Origin of the sequence: Paraburkholderia sediminicola (assembly GCF_046026895.1) — a bacterium.
GTDB lineage: Bacteria > Pseudomonadota > Gammaproteobacteria > Burkholderiales > Burkholderiaceae > Paraburkholderia > Paraburkholderia sediminicola_C.
In genome coordinates this window covers 1-16,887 of sequence record NZ_JAQQEU010000017.1, presented here as the reverse complement: position 1 = coordinate 16,887, position 16,887 = coordinate 1, and the positions used below count along the sequence as shown (strand labels likewise).

Here is a 16,887-nt window from a genome sequence, read left to right as displayed (position 1 = left end):
GTGCCGCTGCGCGCGCGCCGCCTTGCGGCGCAGCAAGCGCGCGCCGAACGAAACACTTGAAACTTTCATAAAGCCTACACTTTTTTGTACCCCTTTACGTAAGCAAACTAACAGGCATACAGTCCTCAGCGACGCCGCGCTTTCTACGAGACGTACCTTTCTACGAGACGTACTTAACCGTTCGAGGAGTTGCCCCTATGTTGCTTCGTGCACTCGCCGCGCTGCCGTTCATCGGCATCCTGCTCGGCGTCCCGTTTGTGAACCGAGTCGAGCCGCTGATGCTCGGGATGCCGTTCGTGCTAGCCTGGATCGTCATGTGGGTGGTGCTGAGTTCGATCATCATGGCGATCGTCTACCGTCTGGACCCGTCCAACCGCCATGTCGCCGCCGATGGCGAGGAGGTCCGAACGTGAGCGCACTCGTCATCATCGCGGCCGTCACGCTGTTCGCCCTCTATCTCGGCGTGCGCGCGCGGCGCGGCCACGACATGAGCCTCGAACAGTGGAGCGTGGGCGGCCGCAGCTTCGGCACCGCCTTCGTGTTCCTGCTGATGGCCGGCGAAATCTACACAACCTTCACCTTCCTCGGCGGCAGCGGCTTCGCATACGGCAAGGGCGCGCCGGTCTACTACATCCTCGCGTACGGCACGCTCGCGTACATCCTGTCGTACTGGATGCTGCCGCCCATCTGGCGTTACGCGAAGAAGCAGCGCCTCGTCTCGCAGCCGCACTTCTTCTCGCGCAAATACGACAGTCCGGCGCTCGGCACGCTGGTCGCGATGGTCGGCGTGGCCGCGCTGATTCCGTACCTCGTGTTGCAACTGAAGGGGCTCGGCATCATCGTCGCGACCGCGTCGTACGGTGCGATCTCGTCGACGGCGGCCGTGTGGATCGGCGCCTGCGTCGTGACGGCTTATGTGATCGTCTCCGGCGTGCGCGGCTCCGCGTGGAATTCGGTGGTGAAGGACGTGCTGATCCTCGCGATCGTGCTGTTCCTCGGCATCTATCTGCCGCTGCACTACTACGGCGGCCTCGCCGGCATGTTCCGCGCGATCGACGCCGCCCGCCCCGGCTTCCTCGCGTTCCCGGCGCGCGGTTCGAGCGTGACGTGGTTCCAGTCGACCGTGCTGCTGACGGCGCTCGGCTTCTTCATGTGGCCGCACACGTTCGGCTCGATCTTCACCGCCAAGGACGAGCGCATCTTCCGCCGCAATGCGATCGTGCTGCCGCTGTATCAGCTGATCCTGCTGTTCGTGTTCTTCGTCGGCTTTGCGGCGACGCTGCGGGTGCCGGGCCTGACGGGCGGCGACATCGATCTGTCGCTGTTCCGCCTGTCGTTGCAGACCTTCGACCCGTGGTTCGTCGGCGTGATCGGCGCGGCTGGCATTCTGACCGCGCTGGTGCCGGGCTCGATGATCCTCACGTCGGCGTCGACGCTGCTCGCCAACGACGTGTATCGCGGCATGGTGAACCGCGGCGCGTCAGATGCGTCGGTGGCGCTGCTCGCGCGCGTGCTGGTGCCGGTGGTCGCGCTGGTGGCGGTGGGCTTCACGCTGCACGGCGGCGAGACGATCGTCGCGTTGCTGCTGATGGGCTACAGCTTCGTGACGCAGCTCTTCCCCGCGGTGATCTGCAGCCTGTTCCCGCGTAACCGCGCGACCAAACAGGGCGCCTTCTGCGGAATCCTGGCGGGCGTCGCGGTGGTCACGCTGACGACCACGCTGCACTGGAGCATCGGCCAGTTGATGCCGTTCCTGCCCGATGCGTTGAAGGACGTGAACATCGGCTTCCTCGCGCTGGCGGTGAACGTGGTCGTGTTCGTGGTGGTGAGCGCGGTGACGCAGCCGCGGCCGGTCGAGCAGACGCACGCATCGGTTCACTGAGCGCTGCACTGACACACTGTTCGCGTGGTAGTACCCGAAGGGGCTGTTCGCTTGCGGCGACAGCCCCTTGCTGTTTCTCCGGCTTGATGATTTGCGCATGCGCACGATCGGGCGGCACGACGATGCCGCCCCGATCGAAAGTCGAATCTACACACGGCTGAAAAAACGCGTCGCGTGTGAAGCGCGCCTCCGTGCAAACGACGCCTCTTGCGCAGTGCAAAGCAAATGCGAAGCTTTCCCCAACGGCGCTCGATCTTCTCGCGGACGCCGTTAAACTACGCGTGCATCAAGAGCCGATGAAGGCCGCCAAAACCAATCGACACGCGGAGCCGATGCATGTCCTATGTTCTCTACTACTCGCCGGGCGCGGCGAGCATGGCCGTCCACTGGATGCTGATCGAAATGCGCGTCCCGTTCGAAGCGCGCCTCGTCGATATCGACGCGGGCCAGCAGCACGATCCGCAATACCTGTTGCTCAATCCGAGCGGACGCGTGCCGACGCTCGTCGTCGACGGCTCACCGCGCCACGAATCGGCCGCGTTGCTGATACTGCTGGCCGAGCGGCATCCGGAGGCCGCGCTCGCGCCCGCACCGGGTTCGGCGGAGCGGCCCGCGTGGCTGGAGTCGATGATCTATCTCGCCAACACGCTCCTGCCCGCGATGCGCGACTGGTTCTATGCCGACAGCGATGGCGATCCCGCGGGCGCCGAAGCGGTTCGCGCGCTCGCGCGGCGCCGGATCGAACAGGCGTGCGACCAGCTCGACGCGCGGCTCGCGGATGGGCGCGGCTACCTGGTTGGCGACACGCTCAGCACGGCGGACCTGCTGGCGGTGATGTTGATGCGCTGGACCCGCAACATGCCGCGTCCCGCGATGAGCTGGCCGCATCTCGCGCGCTATATTCGCGGGCTGCGGGCATTGCCGTCGTTTATCGAATTGAATGCGCGGGAAAGGCTGACGGAGTGGCGCAACGAGGAGCGTTGAGCTGATGGGCGCGGGCGCGCTCTTGCGGTGTTCAACGCGAGTGCCACGCAAGCGGCACCGCTTGCGCCACGTGCCCGCAAACTCGGATCAATCCGGCCGCCTTCCTACGATCACCAGTCCGCGCGACAATCCACTCACGCTGTCGACCGCCCGCGCAGCCGCGTACAGTTGCGCGAGCGGCACCCACACGGCCGGATACTTGTACCGCGCGACATCGAGCAGCAACACGCTGTCGCTCGCGGGGTCGTATGCGGCGAGCGGCGACCAGTGCCCGCCGCCCGCCTCGCCGATCTCCGCACGCCTGAAGTTCAGCAACGCGAAGCGATCGTGGCGAACCACGGTGTCGCGAATCAGATCGCGAAAGCGATCGGGCGTCAGGTCGGCGGCGTGGAACTTCGTCACCTCGACGGGAAACGCGCCCAGCGCCGCGCTGAGCTGATCGAGCGTCATGCCTTCCTTCGAGACCTGCGCGGCGTTCGCCACCTGCGCATCGATGCCGCGAAAGAAATCCTGCTGCGAGAAAAACGGATAGTCCGGATACTGGCTCGACTCGGGACGGCGAATGCCCAGCGCGTTGAGCGCCATCACCGAGGTCGCCACCGAGCAGTAAGCCTCGTTGCGCTGCGTTTCGAAGTATTGCGCGAGCGGCCAGTACGCCTCGTTGTACGCGGTGGACATCAGCCGCTTCTGTCCCGCCGGCTGCGTCAACGGGACCAGGTTGGCCGGGACGGGCAACGGTCCTTCGGCCGCACGCGCCGCGACTGGCGGGGAAGCTGACGGCGACGCCTGCGCCAGGCTTTGCGCGCTGACCTGAGCGGCCATTGGCGGATGACCGTCGCCCTGGCTTGTGGTTGGCGGCAACGGCGCACAGGCGGCCAACGCTGCCGCGACGGTAGCCACGAACCACTCGGCCCGGCTCATGCGCGTGACGATGCGCATCGACGAATCTTTGGACATTGCCCCTTCCGCTGCGAATGAATCGGAGTTGCCACGGCCGCCGGCGCAAGCTTTGCCATGCCGACGGCGCTCCGGTTTTTTAACACGAAACACTACGGCGCGTGCGCGACGCTGCTGATGCATATGCAGCATCCGTGGCGCATGCTCGCGCATCGGATATACTCGCCGGCCTTGCGCGGGCAGCGATGTCGTGGCTTGCACGGGTCGCGAGAAACGAACGCTGTTCAACGGCATGGGCCGCAGCGCGAATCATCTCGTCGACGCGAGCAACGGCGACGAACGCGGCGCAGTTCGACCGCTACGGCGAGTCCAGTGCCTGCATCGTTTCAGCACGCGTCACTGAAACGATTCGGCGGTTGTCGCACGCCGCCGTCGACATTCATTCCACCGCAATTCATGTCCAGACATGGCAATTCAATCACCGTGCGTCGACGTTTGCAGAATCGACGGCCAATCGGGTTTCTGCGTCGGCTGCCTGCGTACCCGCGAAGAAATCCGCGAATGGAAAGGCATGACGGATCACCGGCGTCACGAGATCATCAACGACCGCGCGCGCCGTGCGGCAAAACTGCCCGCCACCGCGGCGCCCGCTACGCAAACGTCCGCGCCGCAAACATCATGAACCGGCCGGCCGCTTCGCCGGCGTGACGAACGCGAAGCCGTTCTTGCCGCTGCGTTTGACCTGATACATCGCGTCGTCGGCGGCGGCGACGAGGCGGCGGTAGTCGTCGACGGGCTCGGGAAAGCACGCAATGCCGATGCTGGCGCGCACGAGGCCGAGTCCCATCTGCTCGTCGATGTGCACCACGCACGCAATCAGCCGCCGCGCGATGTCGGCAAGCTTTGCGTGGGTCGCATACGCGCTGACCAGCACCGCGAATTCGTCGCCGCCGATGCGCGCGACGAGTTCGGCCTCACGCATCGATTCGCGAAAACAGATGGAGACCGCGACCAGGAAGTCGTCGCCAGCAAGATGGCCGAGCGAATCGTTGACCTGCTTGAAGCCGTCCAGATCGACATACAGCACCGCGATGCTGCGAGCCGGCGTAGCGGCGCGCGCGCTGGCCGCGGCCTGTTCGAGCGCGGCCAGCAGTTTGCGCCGGTTCGGCAAGCCGGTCAGCGAATCGTGCAGCGACGCATGCTCGAACTCGTGCGACTGGCCCGCGAGTTGTCGATTGCGTTTGGCGTACATGCCCACGGCCGTGATCAGCATGCAGAACAGCAGCGCCGCCAGCGCGATCAGCGTGCGCGCGACATGCGTGATCCGCACGCGCACGTCGGCGCTGTCGGCGTCGCGTTGCGCGCGCCAGTAAGCGGAGACGTCGGCGAGCATCGCTTCGGTAACGGTGAGGTTGGCGGCCGGGGTCAGCGTGGCGGCCGGAAAGTGCGGCGCCGGGGCCGGGCTCGCGTTCACCAGCGCGGCGAGTGACGCGAGGCGCTGGGTGAACTCGGCGCGAGCGCGCTGGTAGTCCTGCGCGCGGGCCGCACTGCGTTCGGACATGTGTTGCCAGACGCCGAGTTGTTCACGCGCGCTCTCGGCGCGTGCGGCCGCGTCGAGAACGAGGCTCGCGTATTCCTGTTTCAACTGATCCGAAAAGACGGTCCTGATCTGAATCGCTAGGTACAGCAGGCCTAGCAGCAAACACAGCATCGACGCGACCGCGACAGTCGCCGGACCTGGCCTGAAGCGCATCGCCAGGACGGGTCCGCGCGTCACGTGCCGGGTCCGCCGCAGTTCATGGATGCGAGTAGATGTCTTGTTGCTGCCGTCCGCTGTCATGTTGCCGATAGCTCACGCGTCGAAAGAACAGCTCCATCCGCGCGAACAGACTGCTCCTCTGCTGCGCCGCCTTCGCCGCCGAGCCATTGCGCTCCTGTTGCGCAATCCGTGCGTCTCTGGCGGTTCGGCTTGCGGCGGACGGCTGCGCGGCGGGATCGGCGTTCGTTGCGCGCCGGTTGTTGCGGCGAGGCGAAGGCGCGGGTGTTGGCGGGGTTGCCGGGCTCGGGTGGGTGTTGTCGGCGAGTGTGGTGTCGGCAGGCCGGGTGTCGGCGGCTGTGTTGCCGATAACTGCGGCGTCGGCGAGCATCGTTGCCGATGCCGCCGGGGCTCGCGCCACCTGGCCCGACCAGACCGCCCCCTTGCCGCCCTCTTCGCGAGCCTGCGCCGCGGCTATTTCCTCGGTCGACGTTGTATTCGTCAATGCGTTCGCGGTGGCTGCGCCGTGCGGCGTCACCGTTGCGGGCGCGCCGGGTATTGCTGCTGTGGCTCTCACGGATGGATCCGCGGCTGCGGCTGCTGCCGCTTGCGTCGTCGCGGCCATCACGGCTTGCGGCGCGGGCTGCCGCGCGGATACGCTGGCCGCCGCCGACCCTCGAATGCCGAGCGCCTGTCGCGCCGTCGCGATGGCCTCGGCGTACGCCTGCTGCTCGTGATTGAACCAGACGCTGTAAGCCACCGTCCCCAGCACACCGAACGCCAGCGCACCGGCAGCGGCCGTGCAGAGCGCGAGACGGCCAAAGCGTGCCGGCGGCGCATTCGCTCGATACGGGTCGCGGTCTTCGAAACCCTCATCCCGGCCCTTTGGGTCTGAGTAAGGCAAGTCGGTATCGTTAGCCATCGCACTAGCTCCGAAGTACGTCCCACGTCTGTCTTCCTGGCCCACCACAGGTCCCAACCGCAGACCCCCATCGGACTTCGATCACACGACATCGCAAGGTCGATGCAAGCGCCGCTAGACGAATGTAACTCGCTCCTGAGCCGACGACAACACGAGCGCATTGCTTTGAACGCCGCCACGCAACACCGCCCTTTCCGCAGGGAACCGGTAAAAGATTCAACGGCGGACTCACGCCGTGAGCCGTGCCAACGGTTTCGACTGGCGCCGCCATGCGGTCCGCAGCACAGCCGGTCGCTGTCGCCCTGCAACCCGCAACAACTACGCCCAGCCGCTGGCCTGTTCGCTTTACACGCTCCTCACGCGCCCTCTTTGCAGCCAAAGCCTGAAACGCGGTCCGCGCGACGCGCAGTTCGCGACACCTGCTACTGTGCAGATTCCCGAAAAAGCGCCCGCGCATTGGTGATGACTCGTCCCCCGCCAACGCGCCTCGCTTACCGTTATCGGTCAGTACGAAAACCATGCCCAACGCCTACACCCATCAGCCGCTCACGCCATTTCGCCGCGCCCTCGCGCGCTTTTCGCTCTCCGAAACGGCGAAATACACGAAGCTCACGCTGGGCCTGTGGATCGGTTTCGCAATCCCTTCGGTGCTCGGCTATCCCGACGCCGCTGTGTCCCTCGCCGGTTCGGCGATGCTGACGCTGGCGCTGTGAAGCTCGATTTCGGCGGCCAGAAGCTATTTCTACAAGCGCGTGCTGTCCAACGTCGTCGCGATGCCCCTGGGCACGCTGCTCATCTGGCTGACCGCGCCGCATCTGTGGCTCGGCGCGCTGCGGCTGCCGGTGGTGATCTTCGGCATCGTCGGCCTGAGGCCATCGTTGTTCCAGATGACCAGCGTCACGGTGCCGATGACACTCGTCCTCTACACCGGCGAACACCTGCCGCTGCTCGAACAGCGGCTGATCGGCGTGGTGCTCGGCATGCTGCTTGGCTTCATCATTCAGCAGGTGGCGTTTCCGCCCGACCACGGCTACTGGGCGAACACGCTCGTCAACGACGGCAACGAGCACTCGACCGGCACGCTCGCGCACCTGGCCGCCGGCAAGCTCGAGCGCGCGCAGATCAAACCGGCCGCGGCCGAACTGCGCGCGCTGAGCACCAATCTCAAACAGGCGCACCTGTTGTTGAAGACGGATAGCGAGCAGGCGTGGGGCTCGCCTCACCTGAAGCGCAACCGGGCCCGCGCGCCGCTCTTCGCGTGCTATCAGGAAACCTTCGACTCGCTCGTCAACTTCCTGGAGACGATGGATACGTTCCACGATCAGTTCGCCGCGCTCGATGCAACATGGCGCGAAGCCTTCCTCGCGCGGCTCGGCACGCTGGTGGCGGCGCACCGCCTGCTGGCCGGGGCGGCCGACCTGCGGGTCGAACGGCCGCCGTTGCCGGCGCCGCCGCTGCACATGGAAGAGTTGCGCCACCTGATCGAAGATCTGCCCGCGTCCAACGTATTCACGAGCGTGTACCTCGGCCACCTGACCGGCTACGGCATTCTGCTTTGCCGCCTCAGCGAACTGCATACCGCATGAGCGCCGGCCCGAGTCCATGCGCATGACGCCGCGCCGCTCATTGCACGGTGATCGTCTCCTTCATGTTCGGATGGATGCCGCAAAACACGTGATAGACGCCGGGCTTGTCGAATTTGTACTGATAGGAATCGTTCTGGTCGAGCGCAGCGGAACGGAACATGCCGGCATCGTTGACGACCGTGTGCGGCTCGCCGTCCAGATTCTTCCAGGTCACGGTCGACCCGGTCTTGATCGTGAGCGCCATTGGCGTAAACATGAAGTTCTTGATGATGACCGCGTTGGGCGTTTCCGCGCGCGCCACGCACATCGCGGCCGACGCGGCGATCACCGCAAAGCCGCCGAGCAGCACCAAAAGCGCGCGGCCAATCCGGATAGTTGGCATGACTGATCTCCTGAACGTGAAATGCGTGAAATGAATCGGCTATCAGACCAACGTCCTGTCGGCCAGCGTGGCCTTCACCGGATGACGCGCGATGCTGACACTGGTCACGCCGAGCATTCTGGGTAGCTGGTCGCTTGCCACTTTCAGCGGACCGGGGCCCTCGCCCTGGCCGGCTGTCGGCTGCGGATAGGCCGTCGACCGTGCGGTGTGGAAGGTGATATTGCCTTCCACTTTCGACACGATCTGGTGAATGTGGCCGTTGAGCACCGTCACCGAGCCGAAGCGCTTCAGGTAACTCATCGCCTGGCCGGCGTCGCCGGTGCCCCAGCCCCAGGGCGCGTAGATCGTCCACATCGGCATGTGCGCGAAGACGACGATCGGCGTGCTCGACGAGCGTGCCTTGAGATCGCTTTCGAGCCATTCGAGCTGATCGTCGCCGAGGCCGCCCAGGCCGTTCTGCTTGAAATGCATTACGTTGACGAGGCCGACGAAGTGCACGCCCTGATGGTCGAAGCTGTAATAGCCCTTGTTGTCCGACGCCTGGCCGAAGCGGCTGAAGTACTCGGCGCCGGGGCCATCCGTCACGTCATGCTCGCCGGGCACGGTATGCAGTTCGGTGATCTTCAGACCCGACATCAACTGCGCGGCGAGATCGAACTCGGCGGGCTTCGACAGATGCGTGATATCGCCGGTATGGATGGTCAGCGCGGGCTTGACCGGCATCGCGTTGACGAAGTCGATCGTCTGTTTGAGCGTGCCCGCGACGTCCGGGTTGGCTTCCTTGTTAAAGCCGATGTGCGTGTCGCTAATCTGCAGGAAGAGCGGCACGCCCGTCGTTGCCGCGGATGTTTTCGCGTCGGCGGCAAGCGCTAGTTCGACCGGCGTGAGCACTCCGCCCGACAGCACGAACACGGTCCCCAGACCGCCGAAAGCAAGGCATTTCAGCGCGCCGCGACGCGCCGGATCGAATGAATGATGTGACGACATGGTGACCTCACGATAAGGATTCGCACGCACACCGGGATCGTCCGGCGGCGTTTGCGACTCGGTTCATGAGGCATGACTGCGGGGGTGCGGGTTTTATTCCCGGGAGTGGGGGTGGTTCTGAGCGATGGACTGGCCCATCAATTTCGCCCTGCCAGGCAGATTGCCGGAATGCGGCTGGCGATCGCGAGCGTGACTCTGGAATTTGCCGCCCCGATTGACGGCGATATAGACGGCGATATAGAAAGGCGAGGTCGAACGACCCCCACTGGGCCGGGCGGCGAACACCTTCTCGTCAGGGCTAGCTTCGTGGAACGTCGAGCACGGTCACCAGCTTGCGCTCAGTTCCTGCTGTCGCCGCACTCGCGCGTCTTCTTCAAAACGTGTCTCTTCGAGTTCCTGCAGCACCCCATCGAGGTCCACAGGTCGCGTGTCGACCTCGATGCGGCCGGTCAGTTCGGCATCGACATGAAGCTGGCCTGCTTCGAAGAGCGTCCAGATCTCCGCGCCATAACTTGCGGTGAGTATTTGCGGTGCGAAACGTCCGAAGTACGCGGCCAGGTTGTCGACATCACGCTTGAGCATCGAGGCGGCTTCGTTGTTGCCGGCTGCGTCGACGGCTTGAGGCAGATCAATGATCACCGGCCCATCCGCTGCCAGCAGGATGTTGTATTCCGACAGGTCGCCGTGAATCACGCCCGCGCAGAGCATGCGGACAACCTGGTTGAGCAGCAGCGCGTGCAATTCGAGGGCGCGGGCTTCGGTCAGATCGACGTCGTTCAACCGTGGCGCGACGTCACCCATCCCATCGACCACCAGTTCCATCAGCAACACGCCATCGGTACAGATATAGGGTTGCGGCACGCGCACACCCGCGCCGGCGAGCCGGAACAGCGCGTCGACTTCGGCGTTCTGCCATGACGCTTCCTGCATCTGACGGCCGTAGTGCGAACCTTTTTCCATTGCACGCGCCTGCCGGCTGTTCTTGACTTTGCGGCCGTCCCGATACGACGCGCCTTGCCGAAAACTGCGCTGCCTGGCGTCCTTGTAGACCTTTGCGCAGCGCGTCGATTCGCCGCTGCGCACGATGTAGACGGTCGCCTCCTTGCCGCTCATCAACTGGCCGATGACTTCGTCGATGAGTCCTTCTTCGAGAAGCGGTGCAAGCCGTTTGGGTATTTTCATACGGCCGCCAGTTGCGGCTCGTGAGACGCACATTCCACATGCGTGGATGGTGAAAGGCCCGCTGAGGTACGGATCGACAAACCGGTGAATCGAGCGGCCGGTGCTGCCGGTGGGAGGATTGTTGCGTGGGAGACGGATGGAGTCATGCCGGATTATACGGGGAAGCGAGGACGAGGCGACGCAAATCTCCTGCCGGCGCGGTATGGATGCATTGCCGCCGCAGTCCAGGCCGCATGGGGCTTGACCCGACGTGCAGCACCCGACCCCACGACTGCCCTTCGCCCCAACGCGAGCGCTGCGGCAAGTTCCCAACTGATAGATCGGCATTCCTCGCATGGTAAAAACTCTGTAATCCACTATTCTCTATACGGGCGGGACCGACAGGTGTTAAGGGTGTTCGAGCAGAAGGAGTTAATAAATTGATCACTAACATATTGCGCCGCGCATCCACGGCTACCTGGGTATCGGTTTTGCTGCTGACCAGCGCTCCTCAGGCCTACTCTGCCTCCGAGCAAAAAGAACCAGCGGCCCGCGCCGCGCAAGCTGAGCCCGAAACCGCCTCACAAACCCAGGCTCGTGCGATTCTAATGAGAATGGCGGAGTTCCTTGGCGGGACGCCGAGCTTTCGTGTCGGTGTGCGCAGCGGGTACGACGCCGTGCAGCCGTCCGGGCAGAAAATCGAATTCGGCGAATACCGCACCGTTACGTTGAGCCGGCCCAATCGCATGCGCGTGGAAACCGAGCGCAGCGATGGCGCAAAAACGCTCGTTGTGCTCACCGGGAAAGAGATCGTTCTGGTCGATCTTGCCAGCAAAGTCTATGCGACGGCGCCGCAACCAGGCACGCTGGACGAGAGCATCGTGTATTTCGTCAAGGATCTCGGCATGCGCCTGCCGCTCGCGGCGCTCCTGTTGAACCGGCTGCCTGAAGAATTGCAAGCCCGGGTACGGTCGGTGGACTATGTGGAGAAGACGAGTATCTACGGCACTGCGTCGTACCATCTAGCCGCGCGTACCGATACGGTGGATTTTCAGGTGTGGGTAGCAGATGGCGACAAGCCACTGCTGCAGCGGATCGTACTGACTTACAAAAACGCGGTGGGCCAGCCTCAGTTCTGGGCGGAATTTGTCGACTGGAATCTTGCGCCCCAGCTTGACGATGCGACCTTCTCGGCACAGATTCCAGATGGCCTGCAAAAAGTCGCGTTCGCAGCACAGCTTCCGCGTGCGTCGCCCACGGCTCGCCAGTCGTCTGCGAAGAAGGGAGCCAAATGATGAAAACAGGATCGTGGGACCGTGCCATTACTGCATTGGTCGCCGCAGTATTCACGCTGGGGCTGGTCAACCAGGCGGATGCACGAGGCGAGAGAGGTGGTGGCGCCCGTGGCGGTGGCGGTGGCGGTGGTGGCGGCGAAGGAGGCTATTCGCGTGGCGGGGCAGCGTCGGCTGGAGGGCTCTCTTCCGGCGGCACAACCGCTGCGCAAGGCAGTGCACGGTCTGGCGGCGGCCGGCAGGGAACGGCCCAACAGGGGCAGGCCTCACGCCAAGGCACCGCAACTTCAACATCAAGTGCGAATCAGAGTGCGCGCCAGAGTTCGGCGAGTTCGATGCAGGCAACCTCCGGCCAGAACCAGGCGAACCGCCAGCAGAGCACGAGCCAGAACCAGGCCCAGCGCCAGGCTACGTCGAGCCAGAACCAGAGTGCACGTCAATCCACCGCTAAGGATATGCAGAACACGCGGGCTACGACCGTGAGCAACGTGCAGAACAACTACAATGGCAATTGCAACAACTGCTCCAACTCGGATTGGGACGGCGGTTCTGCGGCGGCCGGATTTGTGGCCGGGGCAATGGTGGTCGGTGCGGCAGCTGCCGCAACCGCGCCGCCACCCGCAACCACCACCGTCGTCGCTGCGCCTGCGCCTGTCGCGCCGCCGTGCAACGTCGCCCCCATCGCCGTTAGTGAGGTGCCGTACTATAAGTGTGGCGCCACTTGGTACGCGACGGGATATGGGAGCGGCGGCGTGGTGTACACGCAAGTTCCGCCACCGCCCGGATATTGATCGCGGTCGCCTCGCGGCACGCCCGGCGGTTGACCGTTGGCTGGAGCGGAGCCGACGCTCGAATGTCGAGCATGAAAGTATGGACCAACGTCGGTTCATGGGCCGTATCCAGACCTTTCACAGCCCTTGAGAATTTCCGCCGGCTCCATGCTCTCGCGGGCGCGGCTGAAGCCAACCCGGGCCGCGTCCGCGAATCATCCATTGCGCGCTCCATCTTCTGCTGTAAGCGCATGCTCGACACCCTAGCCAGCGGTCACTTACTGCTTGCCCGAAGCGAGCTGCTGATTGCGCTCAGAGAGAAACTGGATCAGACCGTCGACGCCGCTTTCCTGGATTTTGCCGCTGAACTGCTGCCGATATGTCTGGATTAGCCAGACGCCGAGCACGTTCAGGTCGTACAACCGCCAGCCCTGCGGCGTGCTGTACAGCCGGTAGTCGATTTCTGCTGGCTCGCCGTTCCTGATTGCAACCGTGCGCACCACCACGTCCGTATCGGTCGGTGCGATGTGTATCGGCGGGTAGTCGATCCGTTGGTCCGGACGGAGCTGACCGATTGCGCCCGAATACGTGTGAATCAGGAGCATCTCGAACTGTTCGATCAGTTGCTGCTGCTGCGCGGGCGTAGCCGTCCGCCAGTAACGGCCCATCGCCAGCGATGTGGTGCGGCGAAAATCGGTGTAGGGAATAATGTCCCGGTTTACGATATCCATGATGCGGGGAATATCGTCGGGCGCGATCGCTCGAGTGCGCACCTCGTCAAGTATCTGTTGCGTCGCGGTCTTGATCAGCACCTGAGGCTCGGATTGGTCGACTTGCGCGTACGCCGCTCCGCCGAACGAGAACAACGCAGTGCAAAGAGTCAGTAGTGGAAGTGTCTTCATGTGCGGAATCCTGGAATGGATGCGTTGGCTTGGTGCTACGCAAGTATCCCCCATCTACGCCCGAACGCGTCGCGGCAGCGTTCGGCGCTGTCGCAGGTCCGGGACTGGCCGAGCAAGGACCGATGCTCGATCGGCGAGGTCGTCGGAGGGTCGCCGGTCCGGGTGCGGCACCGCTCAGCCCTATCAGGCCCTGCAGTTCGTTTTTGTGAACGTAACCTTGTTTGCGCATTTGAGGCAATCGAGATTCATCCGCGAACACACCCGGTTGAGTTGAGCGACGTTGAGCCGGACTGGGCGAGCGTCCCGCACTAACCCGGCGCGGGTGACCCGGAGGGAATGTCTTGCGGCAGGAAAGGCGCGGGTGCGACCCGCCAGGTATGAACGGTCGGTGAAAAACGGTTTATGACGACGGGGCATTTTCCACGACCTTCGCGAGACGCGCAGACGAACCAACACGCGCCAACACGAACGCGGCCAACGGATGACCGTCGGCGCGAGAGACGGAGGTCACCTGGCGACCCGTTGCGGTCGGATGGACCGATGCGACCCGACCGGCCGATTCCGAGATACAACGGACGTTTGCACCCACAAGCTTTCACATGACGCTGCCAATAATTACAAATAGCAATCGACAGCCCATCTAGACGAAAACCGCCAACCTTGGAAAAACAAGACGGTTCATGCAACGACAGCACGTCCGCCCAAACCACCATCCACGACAAGCGATGTGCTCCGCGCGGCGATATCCGACCTTTGTCCGATATCAGCATCCTTTGTGACCTATCCTCCCTGCTAAGTAGCCGATGCATCCAGGCACCAAGCCTTGCCGCCAGCAGTTGATGCTGACAGGAGGGGACGGCGGCCGCCGCTTGGGGAGCAGCGACAAGGTTGATTCGATCGCCAGGTCTCACTTCGGCCGTGCGCGTGCTTTGCACGCCTTCACCGCTATTCGGACGGTGCTGTAACAACATTCGATTCAAACCGAAGCTGAACGACACTGAGGAGGCAAGAATGAAGAAATCGTTTTCAGGCAAGATTGGCGTCGTTTTGGTCGCCGTAATCTTGGGAGCATGCGCGGGCGGGTTGGGGTCTGGGTCCGGGTCTGAAGCAAGCGTCGCGGAGAATTCCGGTTTCCTGAGGGATTACTCCCGTCTGAGGGAGACCAAGGACAGCGAGGGTAGGACCATTCGGGCCTGGGTGAGCCCCAAGCTCACGCCCGCCAACTACAACGCGATATTCCTCGATCCCATCATCTTCTATCCGGAGCCGGCCGTTGTCAAAGTAGTTGTCGCCTCGACAATTAAATTTCAGGCGGCTTTTCGCTCCTGGTAGCGGGGTTGTGGAATGACGCCATCGTCGTCGGCCCGATCCGGATTCAGATGCACGGCATGTATGCGCTTCCAGTTGCGGGTGGGGCCTTTCCAGCGCAGCGGATTACGCTGCCGCGCAGTCTCGTAGAGCGCCGCACGTCGATCCAGGATGTCCTGATCGAGATTGGCATGACGCTGGGCTGGCGTCACGAACCGGATCGCGCTGTGACGATGTTCGTGGTTGTACCAGCGCACCAACCCGGCAGCCCAGGTACGCGCGGCGAACAGGGTATCGAACGCCTCCAGCGGATAAGCGGGCCGGTACTTCAGCGTTTTGAACAGCGATTCCGAATAGGGATTGTCGTTGCTCACGCCCGGACGACTCAATGACGGCATAACGCCCAGCGCCTGCAAGGTGGCCAGCATCGTGGCGCCCTTCATCGGACCACCGTTATCGGAATGCAGAATGACCTGGTTGGGCTGTATTGCTTCACGCGCACAGAGATCCTTGAGTACCTCGCTGGCCTGGGCGCTGCTCTCTTCGGCATAGACCTGCCAGCCGACGATCATGCGGCTAAACACGTCCATAAACAGATACAGATAGAAATACTGCCCACGAACCGTCTTTGGCAGGTAAGTGATATCCCAGCAGTACAGCTGGTTCGGCGCGTCGGCACAGACGGCGCGCGGCTTGCTGCGCACGGTCGTCGGGCGTTCACTGCGCCGGTGTGCGAGTTGCTTCTCCTCGCGGAGTACCCTGTAGAAGGTCGATTCCGAGGCGATGTAGCGTTGCTGGTCAGCCAGGCGTGGAACGATCTGGCTCGGCGGCAGATGACCGAATTCGGCTGAGTTCGCGACAGCCAGCAATTCGGCACGTTCGGCAGCGCTCAGCTTGTGAGGTGGCTCAAAGCAGCGCAACGAGCGCCCATCCACCGCGTCAGGCTCTGCGCCCTGCCAGCGCTGTACCGTCCGGGCGCTCAGCCCCAGCACCTCACACGCGCGTGCCTGGCGAGCACCGCCCATGGTCGCCTCGCTGATCAAACCAATCAATGTTTTGCGCTCTTCGAGGGCCGTCATTCGGCCTCGTCCCCGAACAGCGCACGATACTTTTTTTGCAGCACCAGCAGCGCCGCGGCTTCAGCCAGCGCTTTCTCCTTGCGGTTCAATTCGCGCTGCAGTTGCATATTGGCATGCTTCAGTTCACGGACTTCCTGGGCGCTCTCGCGCCGGCTTCCGGTCCCGCCGGCGGCGCAGAAGTCCGCGCGCCATTGCTCGAGATGATGGACAAACAGGCCCCGTTCACGACACCACGCGTTCAGGGCCTCGTCGACCAGCCCATGGCTCTGCTGCAAGGCCAGCAGGCGCTCTTCCAACAACCAGTCTTCCGCACGTTTTGCGTGTCCGGATCCATCGCCCCGGGTCGATGTGGCGGCACCTTTCATCCAGTTCTTCAAGGTCATTACGTTCATGTTCAATTCATCGGCCACGGATCCGATGGTGCGACTTCCGCGGTGAAAGACCTTCAATAGCGCCTGCTCTTTAAACTCGACAGAATACGTTTGTTTCACCTTCAACTTGTACCTCTGATCTCTTTAAATCAAGAAAATTCAGAGGCGACATCTATTGTGACGCGGGGGGGAGCCGAGGCCAAACGACCAGGTGAGCGCTGAGACGCTGCAACAAATTCTCGCCTACTCCAATGACACGCTTAAGCGGTCACTCAGTCAGCGATTCAGGATGGTCGATCGGCCGGGGCCGGGCGTGCTGCACCTTCGGGTCGGGTTCACGAGCGTCGCCTCGCAAGGGGAAGGCCTCAAGCCCTATCAGTACGTACCGATGGCCTTTGTGGCCACGATGGCCTTAAGGACCGCGACGGGTGGTACGCCTCAACGCGCCTTCATCGTGATCGAAGCCGAGGGAACGGACAGCGTCACGGGTGAGTTGCTGGGGGAGAGGGTACGGATTGGGACAGGCGAGCGCCTCGCTCAGGTTGCAAGGGTGCAGGTCATGACGTTGGACACGTTGAAGCCGTTACTGGACGATCTGGCAGGATCTG

General features: G+C 63.4%; 18 protein-coding genes. 10 read left to right on the top strand and 8 right to left on the bottom strand.

The annotated features are described in order from the left end of the window. The first annotated feature begins 197 nt into the window (after window positions 1–197). From PQR02_RS14550 to PQR02_RS14540, 3 genes are all read left to right on the top strand, one after another. Complete coding sequence (locus PQR02_RS14550; protein ID WP_408231622.1) at window positions 198–413, top strand: DUF3311 domain-containing protein; 216 nt, start codon at window positions 198–200, stop codon at window positions 411–413. Continuing rightward, window positions 410–1,882, top strand: coding sequence for a sodium:solute symporter family protein (locus PQR02_RS14545; protein WP_408231619.1), 1,473 nt, complete (start codon window positions 410–412; stop codon window positions 1,880–1,882). The genes PQR02_RS14550 and PQR02_RS14545 overlap by 4 nt, the downstream gene beginning before the upstream one ends. A gap of 336 nt (window positions 1,883–2,218) precedes the next feature. Beyond that, window positions 2,219–2,866 carry a glutathione S-transferase family protein gene (locus PQR02_RS14540; RefSeq protein WP_408231616.1) on the top strand — a complete coding sequence of 216 codons (648 nt, stop codon included), beginning with the start codon at window positions 2,219–2,221 and terminating at the stop codon, window positions 2,864–2,866. 87 nt (window positions 2,867–2,953) lie between these two features. On the opposite strand, the gene PQR02_RS14535 is transcribed toward PQR02_RS14540, so the two are convergent. Then, window positions 2,954–3,823 carry a phytochelatin synthase family protein gene (locus PQR02_RS14535; protein WP_408231613.1) on the bottom strand — a complete coding sequence of 290 codons (870 nt, stop codon included), beginning with the start codon at window positions 3,821–3,823 and terminating at the stop codon, window positions 2,954–2,956. Between the two features lie 406 nt (window positions 3,824–4,229). Between PQR02_RS14535 and PQR02_RS14530 the strand changes: the two genes are divergently transcribed. Further along, window positions 4,230–4,445 (top strand): DUF1289 domain-containing protein, encoded by a 216-nt coding sequence (locus tag PQR02_RS14530; RefSeq protein ID WP_408231610.1) that lies wholly within the window; start codon window positions 4,230–4,232, stop codon window positions 4,443–4,445. Here the strand turns inward: PQR02_RS14530 and PQR02_RS14525 are convergent. Together PQR02_RS14525 and PQR02_RS14520 are read right to left on the bottom strand one after the other, a co-directional pair. After that, on the bottom strand, window positions 4,440–5,603 hold the full coding sequence (locus tag PQR02_RS14525) for a diguanylate cyclase (protein WP_408231607.1): 1,164 nt from the start codon (window positions 5,601–5,603) through the stop codon (window positions 4,440–4,442). The genes PQR02_RS14530 and PQR02_RS14525 overlap by 6 nt on opposite strands. Next, on the bottom strand, window positions 5,560–6,441 hold the full coding sequence (locus PQR02_RS14520) for a hypothetical protein (protein WP_408231604.1): 882 nt from the start codon (window positions 6,439–6,441) through the stop codon (window positions 5,560–5,562). The genes PQR02_RS14525 and PQR02_RS14520 overlap by 44 nt, the downstream gene beginning before the upstream one ends. A 518-nt stretch (window positions 6,442–6,959) precedes the next feature. Between PQR02_RS14520 and PQR02_RS14515 the strand changes: the two genes are divergently transcribed. Continuing rightward, window positions 6,960–7,154 carry a hypothetical protein gene (locus PQR02_RS14515; RefSeq protein WP_408231601.1) on the top strand — a complete coding sequence of 65 codons (195 nt, stop codon included), beginning with the start codon at window positions 6,960–6,962 and terminating at the stop codon, window positions 7,152–7,154. 39 nt (window positions 7,155–7,193) lie between these two features. Continuing rightward, entirely contained in the window at window positions 7,194–8,027 is an 834-nt protein-coding gene (locus PQR02_RS14510) for an FUSC family protein (protein WP_408231598.1), read from the top strand. A 37-nt stretch (window positions 8,028–8,064) separates the two neighbouring features. On the opposite strand, the gene PQR02_RS14505 is transcribed toward PQR02_RS14510, so the two are convergent. From PQR02_RS14505 to PQR02_RS14495, 3 genes are all read right to left on the bottom strand, one after another. Next, a complete protein-coding gene (locus PQR02_RS14505) occupies window positions 8,065–8,409 on the bottom strand; it encodes a cupredoxin domain-containing protein (protein WP_408231595.1) in 345 nt (114 codons plus the stop codon). 42 nt (window positions 8,410–8,451) lie between these two features. Then, entirely contained in the window at window positions 8,452–9,396 is a 945-nt protein-coding gene (locus PQR02_RS14500; protein ID WP_408231592.1) for a metallophosphoesterase family protein, read from the bottom strand. A gap of 324 nt (window positions 9,397–9,720) precedes the next feature. Continuing rightward, on the bottom strand, window positions 9,721–10,578 hold the full coding sequence (locus tag PQR02_RS14495; RefSeq protein ID WP_408231589.1) for a PA4780 family RIO1-like protein kinase: 858 nt from the start codon (window positions 10,576–10,578) through the stop codon (window positions 9,721–9,723). A gap of 419 nt (window positions 10,579–10,997) precedes the next feature. Here PQR02_RS14495 and PQR02_RS14490 point away from each other — a divergent pair, with 419 nt between their 5' ends. Together PQR02_RS14490 and PQR02_RS14485 are read left to right on the top strand one after the other, a co-directional pair. Beyond that, window positions 10,998–11,852 (top strand): DUF2092 domain-containing protein, encoded by an 855-nt coding sequence (locus tag PQR02_RS14490; RefSeq protein WP_408231586.1) that lies wholly within the window; start codon window positions 10,998–11,000, stop codon window positions 11,850–11,852. A 332-nt stretch (window positions 11,853–12,184) separates the two neighbouring features. Next, window positions 12,185–12,640 carry a hypothetical protein gene (locus PQR02_RS14485; protein WP_408231583.1) on the top strand — a complete coding sequence of 152 codons (456 nt, stop codon included), beginning with the start codon at window positions 12,185–12,187 and terminating at the stop codon, window positions 12,638–12,640. Between the two features lie 257 nt (window positions 12,641–12,897). Here PQR02_RS14485 and PQR02_RS14480 read toward each other — a convergent pair whose 3' ends face one another. After that, entirely contained in the window at window positions 12,898–13,521 is a 624-nt protein-coding gene (locus PQR02_RS14480) for an MlaC/ttg2D family ABC transporter substrate-binding protein (protein ID WP_408231580.1), read from the bottom strand. 1,011 nt (window positions 13,522–14,532) lie between these two features. Here PQR02_RS14480 and PQR02_RS14475 point away from each other — a divergent pair. After that, entirely contained in the window at window positions 14,533–14,853 is a 321-nt protein-coding gene (locus PQR02_RS14475) for a DUF3313 family protein (RefSeq protein ID WP_408231577.1), read from the top strand. On the opposite strand, the gene PQR02_RS14470 is transcribed toward PQR02_RS14475, so the two are convergent. Then, window positions 14,829–16,399, bottom strand: a protein-coding gene (locus tag PQR02_RS14470; protein WP_408231889.1) for an IS3 family transposase whose coding sequence is annotated in 2 segments (ribosomal slippage) — window positions 14,829–15,919 and window positions 15,919–16,399 — 1,572 coding nt in all. Because the reading frame shifts where the segments join, the coding sequence is not laid out codon by codon here. The genes PQR02_RS14475 and PQR02_RS14470 overlap by 25 nt on opposite strands. Window positions 16,400–16,490: 91 nt before the next feature. On the opposite strand from PQR02_RS14470, the gene PQR02_RS14465 reads away from it, so the two are divergent. Further along, window positions 16,491–16,887 (top strand): DUF3313 domain-containing protein (locus PQR02_RS14465; protein ID WP_408231574.1); only part of this gene is annotated, 397 nt, incomplete at its 3' end.

Bases quoted from the DNA above. Each gene is read 5' to 3' on its own strand.
- PQR02_RS14520 (WP_408231604.1), bottom strand. From the start codon at position 6,441: ATGGCTAACGATACCGACTTGCCTTACTCAGACCCAAAGGGCCGGGAT.
- PQR02_RS14495 (WP_408231589.1), bottom strand. From the start codon at position 10,578: ATGAAAATACCCAAACGGCTTGCACCGCTTCTCGAAGAAGGACTCATC.
- PQR02_RS14475 (WP_408231577.1), top strand. From the start codon at position 14,533: ATGAAGAAATCGTTTTCAGGCAAGATTGGCGTCGTTTTGGTCGCCGTA.
- PQR02_RS14500 (WP_408231592.1), bottom strand. From the start codon at position 9,396: ATGTCGTCACATCATTCATTCGATCCGGCGCGTCGCGGCGCGCTGAAA.
- PQR02_RS14530 (WP_408231610.1), top strand. From the start codon at position 4,230: ATGGCAATTCAATCACCGTGCGTCGACGTTTGCAGAATCGACGGCCAA.
- PQR02_RS14515 (WP_408231601.1), top strand. From the start codon at position 6,960: ATGCCCAACGCCTACACCCATCAGCCGCTCACGCCATTTCGCCGCGCC.
- PQR02_RS14505 (WP_408231595.1), bottom strand. From the start codon at position 8,409: ATGCCAACTATCCGGATTGGCCGCGCGCTTTTGGTGCTGCTCGGCGGC.
- PQR02_RS14480 (WP_408231580.1), bottom strand. From the start codon at position 13,521: ATGAAGACACTTCCACTACTGACTCTTTGCACTGCGTTGTTCTCGTTC.
- PQR02_RS14540 (WP_408231616.1), top strand. From the start codon at position 2,219: ATGTCCTATGTTCTCTACTACTCGCCGGGCGCGGCGAGCATGGCCGTC.
- PQR02_RS14535 (WP_408231613.1), bottom strand. From the start codon at position 3,823: ATGTCCAAAGATTCGTCGATGCGCATCGTCACGCGCATGAGCCGGGCC.
- PQR02_RS14550 (WP_408231622.1), top strand. From the start codon at position 198: ATGTTGCTTCGTGCACTCGCCGCGCTGCCGTTCATCGGCATCCTGCTC.
- PQR02_RS14525 (WP_408231607.1), bottom strand. From the start codon at position 5,603: ATGACAGCGGACGGCAGCAACAAGACATCTACTCGCATCCATGAACTG.
- PQR02_RS14485 (WP_408231583.1), top strand. From the start codon at position 12,185: ATGCAGGCAACCTCCGGCCAGAACCAGGCGAACCGCCAGCAGAGCACG.